Origin of the sequence: Dolichospermum sp. UHCC 0406 (assembly GCF_009712025.1) — a bacterium.
Lineage (GTDB): Bacteria > Cyanobacteriota > Cyanobacteriia > Cyanobacteriales > Nostocaceae > Dolichospermum > Dolichospermum lemmermannii.
The window spans coordinates 419,379-435,514 of the sequence record NZ_VILA01000001.1; the positions used below are offsets into that span (position 1 = coordinate 419,379).

Sequence of the window (16,136 nt, forward strand, 5' to 3'; positions counted from 1 at the left end):
AATCAATAAATTTTGGGTTGCGCTTTGCTTAACCCAACCTACGGTACTATGGTACTAGGAAAATGTTTTTGAATTGAGCCAGTCAAGTCTTCGGTTTCCCTACCAAGCTAACTGGCTCGGTTTTATATTTGGATATAGTCACCTACATCACTGGGTTTGAGTTTGGACTCTCTGGTGTACGCTTGATAGAATCCCTCCTATCAACTCTGACTGTAGAGAGTGCTGGCGAGGAAGACCCGAACACAACACGAAAACCGAGATTATTGTCTTGATTACGCGCGTTGTTCCTGTTACGATTCGCCGAACGGCAATTGATAGCATTGTTGTACCAAGAACCGCCCCGTTTAATAACTCAACCCCAAGCTATGTGCCATACATACTAAGAAGTATAAGCAAGGATAGCCACCCTCAATTTACAACATCCGAATATTAATCGGCGATATTGTTTACAAGTCTTTAACAAATGATTTTTGATGATATTAAACCCTTTGTAGAGACGTTCCATGGAACGTCTCTACATTTTTGAAGATGTATATAATAAAAAAAATTCGCTCGCTGGCGCTCGCAAGGGTAAAGAAATAAAGAGAAGAGCGCAAAAGCGCAAGAGGGTAAAGGGCTAAGAAAGTCCTGGCGAGGAAGACCCGAACACAACACGAAAACCGAGATAATCGCCTCGACCACGCGCGTGGTGCCTGCCACGATCCGCCGAACGGCAATCGATAGCATTGCCGAACCAAGAACCGCCCCGACATATATAAGCACGGTTATCTTCTTTAACTACCTTTAATTCTCCCCAAGGTTCATTGCCATTACTTTTTAAACGCGCTGGCTTTTCGCTATAACTGTCGTGAAATTCATCCCAGCACCATTCCCAGACATTCCCGTGCATTTGATATAAACCCCAGGGGTTAGGGGTGAAACTATCCACATTTACGGTACATTCTCGATATTTGCCCTTGGGGGTATCCGCATAAGGATAATTGCCGTTATAGTTAACTTGATCAGTTGTAATAGTCTTACCAAAAGCAAAGGCTGTAGTTGTTCCAGCCCGACAGGAATATTCCCATTCTGCCTCTGTGGGCAATCTGACAGCCCGCTTTGTTTGTTCAGATAGCTTTTCACAAAAAGCCTGGGCTTCATGCCAGGAAACGCCAATTACAGGCTGCTTATCGCCTTGAAACTCGGAATCATATTGCTCACATGGCTTAGTTTTCATGACAGCGTACCATTGGGCATTGGTAACAGCATATTTGCCCATTAAAAACTCTTGCAGATACACCTCATGCTGGGGGGTAGACCAATCTAACCATTCTTCAGCCTTTTCACGCTCTACGTTATATTTCAGAGCATTTTCTAGGGCTATTTGGCGTTCTTCTGGGGGCATTCCCATCATAAACTTCCCTGTAGGCACTCGCACCAGTTCCAGGGTTAAACCTTGACCTAAATCTACAGTCAACTCCTGGCGTTTTGCTGCTGCTATTTTCTGTCCCTGTTCCTCTGCTTCTCGACGCTGTTCCGTTTGAAGCTGAGATTGCTTATTTGCTAATCGCTCAATTGCATCAAATGCTTGATTATCATCTCCACCTGAAGCGACAAGAACGCGCCTCCATAACTGACGAGCTAGAGGAATATCTCCTACTACTTCAGCATGAAGAGCATCATTTTTTAGAGCATAAATATCTGTGAGATTAGCAGATTTAGGCAATAAAATATAATGCAATTTTGTAGCAGGTTCTATGGCAGCATAGGGAGTCTGAGGATAATTTTTATGCTTTTGGGTCAATTGGGGAACTTGATAGCGCAAATAGTTATACAACCGTTCAACCGTCGCGCAGTTGCTTTCACCTTGAATTTGCAACCCATTGAGTAATACATGAGTAAAAGCGCCTTGTTTAATTTCCTCAATTTCGTAGGAAACCTGACTGGGACTACAGGAATAGAAGGTAATTACACCTTGCTGTTTTTCTTCACCAATTCCTAAACCGGCACTTTTTTCACCAGTGCTGCGACAAGCATCAATAAATAAAACTATATTATCTGCACCACTGCGCCGCAAACGTTCTGTGATGTAGGTAATGGGAATTGCTAAATTGGGTACAGTGCGAGGATTTCCATCTATGGGTAGTAAATAATCTCGTCCTTCGTGGGGCATCCCATGACCGCTAAAATAGAACCAGAGAGTATCCCCAGATTCTAAAAAAGGCTGTTCAAAGCGATCATTGAAAAAGCTGTTTAGTGTACCGTAGGTTGGTTGAGTTTTCTTTCCCAGGCTGTTGCGCGGTGAATCATCAGAGAAAAAATATAGATAGTTTGGTTGTACACCTAAACCAGTTGAAAAATAATCGCGCACCCGTTCTGCATCAGTTTTTGCATACTGGAGGCACTGAATTTCGTCATATTCGTTAACGCCAATGACAACAGCGCAATTCTTAGCCATATTGCGGTCAATTTACAGGTGATTGGGGTGATGAACGCTTAAATTTTAGCTCAATTGCACCCTTACCAGCAGCCTTTACACCCGTACCCAGTAATTTAATTTCACCTTCACTACTAATTTCTACCGTGAGGGTAATTTCATCAAGCTGGAGTTCCCCTTGGGTTTCGACTTGCTTCTGAACATTACTAAACACACCACTGATTACACCCACAAAGTGCGACATTTGCTTCGCTAAGGTGCCGGCTGTAATGCGACTGTTTTTTATTTCTTCATCCGTAACCGCAGGACTACTGTAAGGATTACCATTACCTCTAACAGCTTTCATCCCTTGTTTTGAACCATTATCAGAACTACTTGCGGTGACAATCCACAGTTCTTCATCTTGCCAGTTTTTGTCTGTCATGTTATATTCTCACACCTTCTTGGACAATTCTCGCACATAAGATGAGTAAAGTAGGTAGTCGGACAAAATTAAATTCACTCGTTAAGAAAGGGAACAGAGATCAAAACTATAACTTACGAATTGACAAAAAAAAACAGAATATATATTAGTGAAAAATCAGGTTCCTCGTAGGGGTTTAGCAGTGCTAAACCCCTACCATACTTGTCTGTTTACGATCAATGTAATCATCAATGAAAGCCTGAAACAACGTATTTCCTTCAATACATAAAATGATTAATTTGTATAGTGCGTAAGTCCTAAAAACATATAAATTTGATTAATATTAGACTTCCTTGCATCAACCTAACCTACAACGCTACTCATCCTCTCTGCGTCTCTGCGTCTCTGCGTCTCTGCGTGAAATAAATCCATATTTTCATTCACCAAAGCCAAATGCTGGGTTTCCTTGTGTCAACCCAACCTACGATACTAGATACTTTTGACACAATTGCCGAAAGTCTTCACCCCGCATTTCAAAGTTAGGATATTGGTCAAAACTAGCGCAAGCTGGAGATAATAATACTACTGAAGCTTGATGTTTTTTAGCTAATTCCGCAGATATGGGTAAAGCCTTTGCCATCGTTTCGACTATGTGATAATTGCTATATCCCACCTCTTGCAGCCGTTTTGCAAATGCTGGTGCTGCATTCCCAATGAGTAAGACGGCGGCGGCTTTGGCTTGAATTTGGGCTAACCAGGCGCTATCATCTCCGGCTTTGGCTTCACCACCAGCAATTAAAATGGCAGGACTTTGCACAGATGCTAAACCGACTTCGGCTGCGTCGTAATTGGTGGCTTTGCTATCGTTAATAAAATCAATGCCTTGCCAATTGCAGATATGTTCTAAGCGGTGGGGAACTCCGGGGAATTCACGGACAGCCTGGGAAATTGCGGTAATATCTATACCTGCTAATCTAGCAGCGGCCACAGACATGAGGAGATTTTGCTGGTTATGTTCCCCTACCATTCGCAATGCAGATACCTCCACAATGGGTTGGGGTGTGGTGGTAATTTTTTCCATTACCCAGCCATTTTCTATATAAAAGCCTTTTTCACCAATTAAGAATTCTTGACCTTTAACACTTGTCCAATAGGCATTTGGCCAATGATTTAATCCTAATTTACTCAAATAAGCATCATCACCATTAAATATTTGAATTTGGGAATTATGCAATAATTTGGCTTTGATATTATAGTAATTTTCTAATGTTTTGTGTCGGGCTAAATGATCTGGTGTGAAAGTTGTCCAAATGCCAATGCGAGGTGCTAAAGTTACAGAAGATTCGATTTGATAACTGCTAAGTTCGCCAATTATCCAATCGGGTTTTTTCGGAGATAAAGCAACTTCACAAGCAGCATGACCAATGTTACCACAGGCGGGAGCGTTTAATCCTGCGGTTTGGAAAATGGCCGCAGTTAACGCGGTGGTGGTGGTTTTACCATTTGTACCAGTGATTGCTACCCAAGGAATATCTTGTAAATTTCGCCAAGCTAGTTCCATTTCGCCAATAGTTTCTATGCCCAATTCTCGCGCTTTGGCTAGAATAGGAATATCCCAAGGAACTCCGGGACTGACAACTATTAACTTGGATATATCAGAATCGGTAAATTCTGGTGTGTTTCCTAATTTGACGGTAATGTGTTCACTGGCGAGTTTTTGTTGTTGTTCGAGGAGGGTTGGGGAGGTGCTACTATCGCAAAGTTCAACCTCCCAGCCTTCCTGTTTCAACAATCTTGCCGCAGCAACACCGGATTTTCCGAATCCAATAATTAGCGCTTCTGGCATAGACTATGTAGCATCCCTGGTTAAGCTTCCCTATTGTAGTGTTAATTGGCAGAAATTACACCACTTTTTGTTGCTTTAGGCTACAAATTTTTGACTATTGCGCCAAAGTCCGCCAGTACACGGGCGTGATTTCGCAGTAATCCCAGTAAATTTAAGCGATTTTGCTTAATATCGGGATTTGCGTCCATGACTAAAACGCTGTCTTCACCATCAAAAAATGTACCCACGGTAGGAGCGATTTTTGTCAGTGCGGTTACTAACAGTTGATAATCCCGGTTTTGTTGTGCTGCTTGGGTTTGGGGAACTAGTTCCAGCAAAGCGTTATAAAATGCAGATTCGGATTTTTTCTGGAACAGTTCGGGATTAATTAAAGACTGTGGTTCTAGGGTTTGAAAGTCTAGATTTCCCTGTGCTGCGAGACGGGTGGAACGGTTGACGGTTTCGTAGATTTTATCTAATGTACCATCTTTGCGGATTTGTTGTAAATAGAGAGCGCGATCGCGGACATCTAATAAATCCGTTAATGCCCGTTCTGTGTATTCTGGATCATTTTCTCCCAAAACCGCATTTACCAAATCGTAATCTATCTGTTTTTCATCTTGTAATAAGGTGCGAATCCGTTGCAGGAAAAATTCTTGCAATGTTTTAATTAAGGATTTGGCATCTTTGTTAAAAGTTGTAGCGAAATCTGTGGCGATTTGTTCTAAAAGGGTTGATAAATTAATTTGCAAATTCGCCAACCAGGTAATATTAACAATCGCATTTGCCGCGCGACGTAATGCAAAAGGATCTGATGAACCTGTGGGAATTAAACCCAAACCAAAGATACTCACTAATGTATCTAATCTATCAGCTAAACCGACAACTTGACCTGTGAGGGTTTGGGGGAAAATATCATCAGCATTTCTGGGTAAATAATGCTCAAAAATCGCTGTAGATACTTCTGGATTTTCGCCATTTGCTAAGGCGTATTTTTCGCCCATAATTCCCTGTAATTCAGGAAACTCATAAACCATTTGCGTGACTAAATCGGCTTTACAGAGTAATGCACCTCTTTGGATATTCTGGGTTTGGAATGGATTTAATTGTAATTGAGTAGCGATTTTTTCGGCATTTTTAACTATCCTTTGAACTTTGGCACGAACTGAACCTAAATCTTCTTGGAAGGTGACTTTTTCTAATTGGGGTAAATAGCTTTCTAAGGGTTTAGCTAAATCAGCTTCATAGAAAAATCTACCGTCAGCTAAACGCGCTCGAATTACTCTAGCATTACCGACAGCAATAATATCAGATTTGGCTGGATCTCCGTTACTAATGGTGATAAAATTGGGTAATAATTCCTGGCAATCAGCATTTTTGAAGACGGGAAAATAACGCTGATGACTTACCATGACTTCGGTAATTACTTCTTTTGGTAAGTTGAGAAATTCTTCTTCAAATTGTCCGATAACTGCGGTGGGATATTCAACTAAATTGACAACTTCTGCTAGTAAGTCGGGATAAATTGGGGTATATCCGCCTAATTTCTCAGCGGCGGCTTTCACTTGATTTGTGATGATTTCGGCTCGGTTTTCTGGGGGAACATTTACATAACCGGAAGCCAATGTTTTCACATATTCTGTAGCGTGGGAAATGCTGACGGGTTCGGGGTGTAATACTCTATGGGTGCGAGAAATGCGACCACTTTTAACAACTTTTGCCCCATTCTCTAATTGTAATGGTAAAATTTCCCCATCTAACAATGTGACTAAAGTGCGAATTGGCCGGGAAAATCTCCCGTCACCATGTCCCCAGCGCATTAACCGCTTACCTTCTAAGTTCCAGACCCATTGGGGGACAAGTTCGGTTAAAATGTCGGCTATGGGACGACCGGGAATTTGTTTGTTCACAAAGACGAAATCCCCTTTGTCTGTGGGACGAATTTCTAAAGCGGAAATATCTACACCTTGCTTACTCGCAAAACCAATGGCGGCTTTAGTGGGTTGTCCATCTTTAAAGGCTGCTTGTGCGGGTGGTCCTTTGATTTCTTCTTCCCTGTCTGCTTGTTGGGAGGGTAAACCGGTAATGAGAACTGCTAACCGGCGCGGTGTTCCATAGACTTCGACAACAGCTTCGGGGAGATTGTGGGTTTTGAGACTTTCAGGAATGCGCGATTTCCATTGTACAATAGCGTCACTCAAAAAACCTGCGGGTAATTCTTCTGTACCGACCTCTAATAAAAATGCTGGCATAAGATACTGTTTTTAACTTGGCGTGGCTTAATATTAGTCAATTCCAGTATTGTACGCCAGTTCTGACTCTTGGGAGTAACTCCATTCATAATTGTAAGGTTTATCTTTATAAAACACTATTCATGGCAATAAATACCCCAATTGAGAAAGTGTAATCAACTATCTTTATTGTCTGAATCAGGATGTCCAGGATTAGAGGATTTACAGGATGGTAATTTGTAAGTTGTTGGTGGGATACTGAAATTGTAATTGTCTGAATCAGGATATCCAGGATTTGAGGATTTTCAGGATGTGATTGTTTATTTGAAGTGGCGATTTTGAGGATTTTTTCGTCTGAATCAGATATTTTCATTATGTTGGGTTGCGTTCCTTAATCTAAGCTCCTACTGAACCGAATTGACAATATCAGCGATAGCACTTAAAATTTTATATAATAATTAGCTGACTGCTGAAAGCTATTAATTAACTATAAGCCTCTATCGGTAAACAAGAACAAACAAAATTCCTATCCCCAAAAGCCGCGTCAATTCTCCCCACACTTGGACATAACTTATATTCCTTATTCCAAAGTGCAGGATAAGCAAAGTCTACTTCCCCATGAACGATTAGAATTAGTAAAGGAAAATACACGGGATAAAAAACGAATTTCGGTTTTTAATTAATCAGAGTGCGTTGAAACGCAATTTAGCGATAAGACCGTAAGTTTATTAGACATCTGGTGAAAATTAAATATGCGTGACTTACAACCCTTGTAGAGACGTTCCATGGAACGTCTCTACATTCTTTTCTGGAGAAATTTATTTCGTGGTTGGGGTAGAAGCCAATAGATAAGCCATTTCTAGCTTCAGTTGACACCTCCTGATTCCTTCCTTGTGCTTCCGACTCCCGACTCCTACTTTTTTATTTTTATCACTTGTGTTATTACAGATAAAAATAACTAACGCTGTATAATTAACCCATCTTCTCAATCAAAACGATATTTTGAGTATTGGCGTTGGCGAGTAGTTCATTTATATTAGCTAAATCAGGGATATATGTGGCAACAACAAAAAAAAGATCGTGTAATGATCAAACTGGCCTTATTAACGGCTATAACTACCAGTCCAGTGGGAGCAAATCTCTTGATTTCCCTACCCGTCCGCGCGGAATCTGAGAGTAATACCCCGGCTTTTGCTTTACCGAAAAAAGTAGAAAATGGTACTGTCATTAAAATTGACGGTTCTCTTAACTCTATCATTGTCAACCAAAGCCTCAAAGAAAACTTTGAAAAACAGTTTTCAGGAACTCAGGTAGAAATTGACGTAAATGGGAATGAATATGCTATAAAATCGGTTTTAGATGGTAAAGTTGACCTAGCATCCCTTGGTCGTAGACTCACCCCAGAAGAAAAAGCACAAGGGTTAAAACAGGTGTTGGTGCGTCGAGAAAAAATTGCCATCATTGTTGGTATGAATAATCTCTTTTCTGACAGTTTAACTATTGAGCAATTTGCCAAGATTTTTCGAGGAGAAATTGCAGATTGGTCAGAAATAGGAAAAGGTAAAGGTAAGATTAGATTTATAGATCGTCCCTTAAATAGTGATACTCGCAGTTCTTTTGGTGAATATTCAACATTTAAGTCTGGACAATTACTAACAGGTGCTAATGCTGTGCAAATGCTGGAAGATAACACAACTGACATCATTAGAGAATTAGGTAATGATGGCATTAGCTATGTTTTAGCAAATCAAATTTCCAATCTGCCAGATGTGCGAGTATTAAAAGTACAAAATTACTTACCAAATGATTCTAAATATCCCTTTTCTCAGTCTTTTGTTTACGTTTATAAAGAAAATCCCAGTCCTAAAATTAGAGATTTTCTAGGCTTTATTTTAGCTAAACCAGGAGAAGAGTCAATAAAAGCTGCTAGAGAAACAGAAGCAATTGCTATTGCAGCCAGAACATTACAAACTATTTCTAGACCTATGGCTACCACAGCCACTCCTCAAGTTTCTCAAACTCCATCTTTAACAACGATTCCCGAAACATTAGTTACACCCCAATCTATAAAAAATAAAGGGGAAACACGGTTGATAAATCCTCTTGATAATCCTTCAATGATTACCAAGAATATGAAGTTTTTCTTACTACTACCTTTATTTTTTATTGCGGGATTAAGTATTTTTTTACCATTGTGGTTGAGAAGAAAAAATCGAGTTGCTTCCAGCGGCGCTTCGCTATCCTCAAATCCGGAAACCGATTCCCTTCCAGAAACAGTTTTTACTCTGTCAGATTCAGAAGCATTCGCATCAATTCTCGCTAACAATGGTAATGGCAATGGTAATGGTGCAAATCACTACAAACAAGAAAACTCCCAGGAAATAACAGCAATTGGCAATATAGCTGTCATAGATATACCGCAGACAAGTTCCCCTCACAATCAAATAAACAAAATTTCTGAAATTGATCTGAATATAGATTATGATGAAGTAGTTTGGGATACGGAAGACCCTGTAGTTGTTGTTAATAATCACTTTCCCCCAATCCCGAATATTCACCACCAACCAAATGATGCAGATATCTCCACAGATGAAGTCAGCAATTTTCTCTTAGAAGCACCAGAACTACCTGTAACTAAATCTAATCAAAATATTACATCCCTATCAGAATTACTTGGTATCACTTCGACACCAGTTAAGCCAGATATCAGCCTATCAGAACTCCTGAATACAACCCCTAAACCAGTCAACCAACCACCGCAAAATCAAGATTTACCATCAGAGTTAGGAGAGGCTTTAAACGCTATTAACAGTCCAATTGCACTCACACAACTGGAAATAGAAGAAGAGATATATCCTACTCTATTGCATCCCACAGCCACAAATGAAGACATAGCTATCGAGTTAGATGCAGAGATAGAAGCTTGGACTAATATTAATCCCATGACTGTGACTGGAAATACCAGAATTATCTTCACACCTCGCACTCCCAAATGGGCTTACCTGTCTTGGTATATTTCCGATAATCATCAACAAACATTACAGAATCAAGGACTTACCATTTTAGCAATTCGGGTCTATGATGTTACAAACCTTGATCTAAGCTATCAACGTCCTCAATTTGATGCACAATATGAATGTGAAACCGCAACATCTAGTCGTTATGTGCCTATTCCCAGGGGTGAACGGGACTACATGACAGAAATTGGTTATGTGAATAATGATAATCAGTGGTTGTGTTTAGCGCGTTCTGGTACAGTCCGTATTTTCAGTCGTCCGAGTACGGATTTCTGGGTTGTCGTTGATGCAGAATTAGTTCTTCATGGTGCAACAGAAGAAGGTGCAAATGTCACTATTGATGGTCAAAAAGTCAAAGTAAATCCTGATGGTACATTTAAGTTAACGATTCCCTTTGTAGATGACCTACTTAGTTATCATATAACAGCAACTTCTGCCAATAAAGAACATACCAAAGCTATTGATAAGAAGTTTTTCCAGGAATAAAAAGAGAGTTAAAAGGTAGGTTGGGTTCAGGCTTTGCGAAACCCAACAAAACCAATTATTTCTAATGTTCAAATGTTGGATTTTCCATTATTTCTAATGTTCAAATGTTGGGTTTTCCATTATTTCTAAGAGGTTGTTTGAAAAGTATTATATGAAACCCATAATCTCCAAAAACCTAACCCCCCTCCCCCCCCTTCCCTACAAGGGAATGGGGGTTTTAAAGCCTCTCCCCTGGTAGGGGAGAGGTTTGGAGAGGGGTCTGTTTACACATTAAAAACTTTTAAAACATCCTCTAATGTTCAAATGTTGGATTTTCCATTATTTCTGATGTTCAAATGTTGGGTTTCCTTACGTCAACCCAACCTACGAAATGAGATTATTTACCAATCATGGCAACAATAATAGATAGAGGAACATGAGAAAAATAATCTCTTTGAAATTGTTCTTCTCTGACTGCGGCTAAAAATTGACTAATAGCATAATCAGCAGGTTTTTGATAATATTTAAAATCCCAACTTATTTGTAAGTGATGATTTTGACGTTGGACGATAAAGCCTAAATATTTTAAAGCTTGAAATCCTAAATATAGGCTTTGGTCACTGATACCCAATTTCTCTAAAATCTGCACACGGGTAACTAGCTGGTTTGTGCGACCAAGATATTTAGCAATACCTACCAGAGTTACTAAAACATCTCTAGGAGTCTGATTTTGGGGTTTTCTCCAAGCAATCACTAATTGTTTTTGTTGATTTAGCGATTGTTTCCACCATAACCGGAGATTATCCCAATTAGTAGGACAATCTTTCATAATTAATAATGATTTTTCTGATTTTAATTCTCCTAAATCTTCCTGATTTCTCCAATCTAAAATCATTGCCGAATTCTGAGTTTTCAGTTCAGTTTCCGTATGGGAACGTACTGCAACTAATCTAATTTCATAGCGTTTTTTAAAGCTATTAAAATCAATTTCGGCAATACAATCACATTTACCTATAGGCAATTCTTCCTTATAATGTCCCCACCAAATTCCTGGAAAGGGATTATTAGTAGAATCATCTCGAAGATTAAAATCAGTTTTAATATATTGGATTTTATTTCCTTTTAAATCTTGTTCATTTCTATGCCAAGAATTTTCAAACCAACAATTTTTAATTAGTAGCTTGGGAATAGGATTTCCCATACCACAGGGTTCTAAAAGTTTCAATTCTAAAAATAAATCTTTACCCAAATCTGCAACCGTCACCACCAAATCAGCTTGGACTGTGGGAGTAAGATTAATTCCTCCTAAAGATTGGCGTAATTTTTGGTTAATTGCGGCTGTAAATAAGGGGATATTTTCTACTAATAAACTCAAACCCGCTGCAAAAGGATGTCCACCAAAACGATGTAATAAATGGGCTTGTTCTTGAACTAATTGATATAAATCAACAGAATTAATTGAACGTGCCGAACCTCGCGCAAAGGATGGGCTAGAATCTGCCCCATTTTCTTTTCCTTCTGTACTTAATAAAATTGTCGGTCGTCCCGTTTCCTGGGCAATTTGACCAGCAACCAAACCCAAAACACCACCTGCCCATTGAGGATCTTCTAAAACAATGACGCTGGTAGTGGATAAGTCTAATTGATTGAGTTTTTTCGTAACTTGGACTTGGACATCTTTTTGTAAAGACTTACGACGGGAATTAGCTAATTCTGTTTCTTCTGCAAGTTGTTGACAACGCTGCATATCTCTACTCGTCAATAATTCTACACAAAAACTAGCGTCACCATGAATGCGACTAACCGCATTAATTCGCGGTCCCAAACCAAAAGAAATATCTGTAGGGCGATCGCCACTTTTCTGGCATAATTCTAATAACTTACCTACACCTGGCCTTCTTCTGGCTGTTGGTAGTTTTTGATAATCCGTGTGTAATTGTTGAATTCCCAATTGTGCCAAATACCGACAATCACCACTTAATTGGACCAAATCGGCAATTAATCCCACTGCAACTAAATCTAGTAAATCAGTTAAAGGATGTGCAGGAATATCTGGCAAACTTATATATAAAGCTTCCACCAATTTATAAGCAACAGCCACACCAGAAAGATGATATAAAGGATGTTCCTTAGCTAAATAACGAGGATTGATAATTGCGACTACGGGAGGACGTTCTGAGGGTAATGTATGATGGTCAGTCACAATCACATCTATCCCTAAACTTTGGGCATAAATGATTTCGGCAATATTTGTACTGCCCGTGTCACAAGTAACAATTAACTGACAACCTTGTGCAGCTAAAATATCAATTCCTGGTTTATTTAAACCATGAGATTCAGTTAAACGATTGGGAATATAATAACTTAATTGACGATGTTGCTGAAAAAATTCACCCAAACCATCCCATAATACCGCAGTCGAAGTAATTCCATCTGCATCAAAATCTCCCCAAATAACAATTTTTGCTCCCGTTTTCCCCGCAGTGATTAACCTTTCTACAGCCAAATTCATTTCCTGTCCAAATTCAAAAGAACTGGCAGGTTGATAACTTTGATAATTAATAAAAGCCGCTAACTTTTCCTGATCTTGAATTCCCCGTTGCCAAAATAATTGAGCCGCAAAATCACCACCTGTTGGGTAACTTTTCACTAATTCAATAAACCAATTAGGGGGTTTTTCCGTTCCTGTTAAAATCCATTCCATTTTAGATCACATTCTAACTTTTGTATTTCTTTCTTTCTTTGCGCCTACTCTTCGAGATCAGGAAGCGTGATTGCGCCTTTGCGTGAGACAAGGAATTTATTCATCATTATTAATTATATCTGTGCTTAATTCATTGATTAAAGGATTGATAACTACATCATTAGGAATTACTTCTGTTTTGCCAAGACCCATGGTAGTCCGGGTACGTTTATAACCATGCTTAAACTGCTGGAATATTTGTGCAATATAGATTTTAGCAGTTTTTGACCCCGATTTTCTGTTTATTTGTGAGAAATCCGGGCTAGGAGAAGCAATAGAAGACTTCGTGGACATTACCGACCTAGAACAATAGCTAACACCCACACAGACCTGATCTAAGCTACTTTTTTGAAATTTTAATTTCCCTCTGCGGGACTAGCTTATAATTACCAAGGGGCTGATGATGCTCCTGTACTTGTAAGTCTAAGGGGGATAGATGACAATTAAACGGTTGCTGTTAATTGGGCTAACTTTGTTAGCAATAATGTTGTCGGGCTTATCTTTATTGAATAGCTGGCAAAAACCTCAGTTCCAGAGTCGTCTAGAATTGTACCAGACTAATATCGTCTTACAAGCCCAAGCATGGAAACCAGAAGATAGCAGCGACAAAAGTATTCAAACACTTCAAGAATCTATTCTCGGTGCAAATCCTTTAGAAAGCGCGATAAAGCAATATCAGGAAGCAAGTGAATCTATTCAAACTAGTTTAGAGACAACTAATAAAAAATTAGCAGCACTACAATCTTCAGCAGTTACTCCTGTTTCCGCAGAGGAAAAAAGTTTACAGAAATCTAGCCAACAACAAGGAAAATTGTTAGCGGAAGTAGATTTGCGGTTGGGAATTTTGCAAGCACAGCAACAGGAAGCAGATAAGGCTATTAAAACTTGGAATCAATTACAGCAACATTCAGATATCAACCCCAAATATCAAGAAACTGCTCAAGTATTAAGCGGAATATGGAGTAAACCTCCCCGTCTATTACCCAAAGCTGAACAAATAATTCAACAAAATTTAAATAGTTGGTTTCGTTTTACGGCTTTAGATCAATTATATCAACTTCAACAACGTCAAGAAGCTTTATTATCTCTAAAAATTGCCCAACAAGCAGCAGCAACCCAAGCATTGTTAAAATTAGCGATAATTGCTACTATCCCCACCTTAACAGCTTTTATAGGGCTAATTCTGCTGATTTTCTTATTGTTTCAACGCTTGCTTAAAGGTCAAGCATCCCTATTAGCGACAAATGGCAATTTGGTTTGGTCAACTCCTTGGAATTGGGAAATAATTATTCAGGTTTTTATCCTGGGATTTTTCTTGATGGGGCAATTATTTATACCAGAGTTATTATCTATTTTGCCTATTCCTCGTGGTACAGGAAATGCCAGAATTGAGGCTTTTGTGGTTTTAGTTAGTTATATGTTTGTGGCTTTTGGTTGCTTTTCAGTTCTATATTTTTCCATTAGGCGTTTTTTCCCCCTTCCTGAGAACTGGTTTCGCTTCAATTTCTTCAGTAATTGGTTTTTGTGGGGACTCGGTGGCTATTGTACAGCTTTACCGATTGTGGTGATAGTATCACTGATTAATCAAAAATTGTGGCAAGGACAAGGTGGCAGTAATCCACTTTTACAAATGGCACTAGAAAGCCGGGATAATACCGCATTGGGGATATTTTTCTTTACCGCAGCCATAGCTGCACCGTTTTTTGAGGAATTCCTATTTCGCGGCTTTTTATTACCATCTCTGACTCGTTATACGTCGGTTTGGGGGGCAATTTTGATCAGTAGCTTGTTATTCGCGGCTGCTCACCTAAGTTTATCAGAAATACTGCCGCTGACAGCATTAGGAATCGTCTTAGGAATAGTTTACACGCGATCGCGCAATTTACTTTCTTCTATGCTTCTCCACAGTCTTTGGAATAGTGGCACATTAATTAGTTTGTTTCTTTTAGGTAGTAATAATTAAGTTAGTTGTCAGTAGGGGCGAAGCATTTGGAAGATAAATTATCGGTCATTGCCAAAAATAGTTCTCCAAATGCTTCGCCCGTACAGTTGTCAGCATTTGGAAGATAAATTATCGGTCATTGCCAAAAATAGTTCTCCAAATGCTTCGCCCGTACAGTTGTCAGCATTTGGAAGATAAATTATCGGTCATTGCCAAAAATAGTTCTCCAAATGCTTCGCCCGTACAGTTGTCAGCATTTGGAAGATAAATTATCGGTCATTGCCAAAAATAGTTCTCCAAATGCTTCGCCCGTACAGTTGTCAGTGAACAGGTCAAGATAATTCATTAGGTTGTTGGTAACTGTTTTTATTATCACTGCTAACTACTTAATTACTTCTCAAACAAAATCCTCCGGATTTCATAACAATAAATATGTAGAAAAATCTATAGTGTCGGATCTTTACTAACTTTGAGGTTAATTACTACCTGAAAATTAGCGAAGATACTGCACAATATTTTTCTGCCAAATTTGTGATGTTTTATCAGAAAATTTGATATTTTTACGATTACTTTTCAGGAAAATTTATCCACATTTAAATCTTACCAATTACCAATCACCAATTACCAATTACCAATCACCAATCACCAATCACCAATCACCAATTACCAATTACCAATTATCAATCACCAATCATCAAGGAGTATAACTAAATATGAGTAATCTCAACCCATCTTACACTACTAAACAACTGTTGGCTGGTTATGCTGGAATTATTTTTGGTGGATTTGGGCTGCATAAATTTATTCTTGGTTACACATCAGAAGGTTTTATTATGTTAGCAATTTCTGTAATTGGTGGCTCTTTTACCTACGGATTTACATTGATAGTTATGCAAATCGTTGGTTTGATTGAAGCCATGATTTATTTCAATAAACCCCATGAAGAATTTGTTAATACTTATTTTGTGAATAAGCAAGGTTGGTTTTAGAAAGTTTATTAATTAATTGAAATTGATATGCAAATTATCAAACACAACCGAACTCACTTACTCATTTTACTAATGATGAGTATGGGATATTTCAGCATCGTATCA

Annotated in this window: 9 protein-coding genes; 3 read left to right on the plus strand and 6 right to left on the minus strand. The window is 39.0% G+C overall.

All coding sequences use genetic code 11. The features are described 5' to 3' along the window. Nucleotides 1-616 precede the first annotated feature (616 nt). From FJR09_RS01940 to glyS, 4 genes are all read right to left on the minus strand, one after another. Nucleotides 617-2,437: an SUMF1/EgtB/PvdO family nonheme iron enzyme gene (locus FJR09_RS01940; RefSeq protein ID WP_168653685.1), complete on the minus strand. Its 1,821-nt coding sequence runs from the start codon at nt 2,435-2,437 to the stop codon at nt 617-619. Between the two features lie 7 nt (nt 2,438-2,444). After that, complete coding sequence (locus FJR09_RS01945) at nt 2,445-2,840, minus strand: hypothetical protein (protein ID WP_168632804.1); 396 nt, start codon at nt 2,838-2,840, stop codon at nt 2,445-2,447. A gap of 460 nt (nt 2,841-3,300) precedes the next feature. Next, nucleotides 3,301-4,665, minus strand: coding sequence for a UDP-N-acetylmuramoyl-L-alanine--D-glutamate ligase (gene murD, locus FJR09_RS01950; protein WP_168653686.1), 1,365 nt, complete (start codon nt 4,663-4,665; stop codon nt 3,301-3,303). 80 nt (nt 4,666-4,745) lie between these two features. Beyond that, complete coding sequence (gene glyS / locus FJR09_RS01955; protein WP_168653687.1) at nt 4,746-6,896, minus strand: glycine--tRNA ligase subunit beta; 2,151 nt, start codon at nt 6,894-6,896, stop codon at nt 4,746-4,748. A gap of 1,034 nt (nt 6,897-7,930) precedes the next feature. Here glyS and FJR09_RS01960 point away from each other — a divergent pair. Further along, entirely contained in the window at nt 7,931-10,378 is a 2,448-nt protein-coding gene (locus FJR09_RS01960; RefSeq protein ID WP_168653688.1) for a DUF4912 domain-containing protein, read from the plus strand. Nucleotides 10,379-10,754: 376 nt separating this feature from the next. Here FJR09_RS01960 and recJ read toward each other — a convergent pair whose 3' ends face one another. Both recJ and FJR09_RS01970 read right to left on the minus strand, forming a co-directional pair. Next, entirely contained in the window at nt 10,755-13,061 is a 2,307-nt protein-coding gene (gene recJ / locus FJR09_RS01965) for a single-stranded-DNA-specific exonuclease RecJ (protein ID WP_168632800.1), read from the minus strand. A gap of 96 nt (nt 13,062-13,157) precedes the next feature. Further along, on the minus strand, nt 13,158-13,394 hold the full coding sequence (locus FJR09_RS01970) for a hypothetical protein (protein ID WP_168653408.1): 237 nt from the start codon (nt 13,392-13,394) through the stop codon (nt 13,158-13,160). 142 nt (nt 13,395-13,536) lie between these two features. On the opposite strand from FJR09_RS01970, the gene FJR09_RS01975 reads away from it, so the two are divergent. Both FJR09_RS01975 and FJR09_RS01980 read left to right on the plus strand, forming a co-directional pair. After that, entirely contained in the window at nt 13,537-15,063 is a 1,527-nt protein-coding gene (locus FJR09_RS01975; protein ID WP_015080392.1) for a type II CAAX endopeptidase family protein, read from the plus strand. Nucleotides 15,064-15,755: 692 nt separating this feature from the next. After that, nucleotides 15,756-16,031, plus strand: coding sequence for a TM2 domain-containing protein (locus FJR09_RS01980; RefSeq protein ID WP_015080393.1), 276 nt, complete (start codon nt 15,756-15,758; stop codon nt 16,029-16,031). The last annotated feature ends 105 nt before the right edge of the window (nt 16,032-16,136 follow it).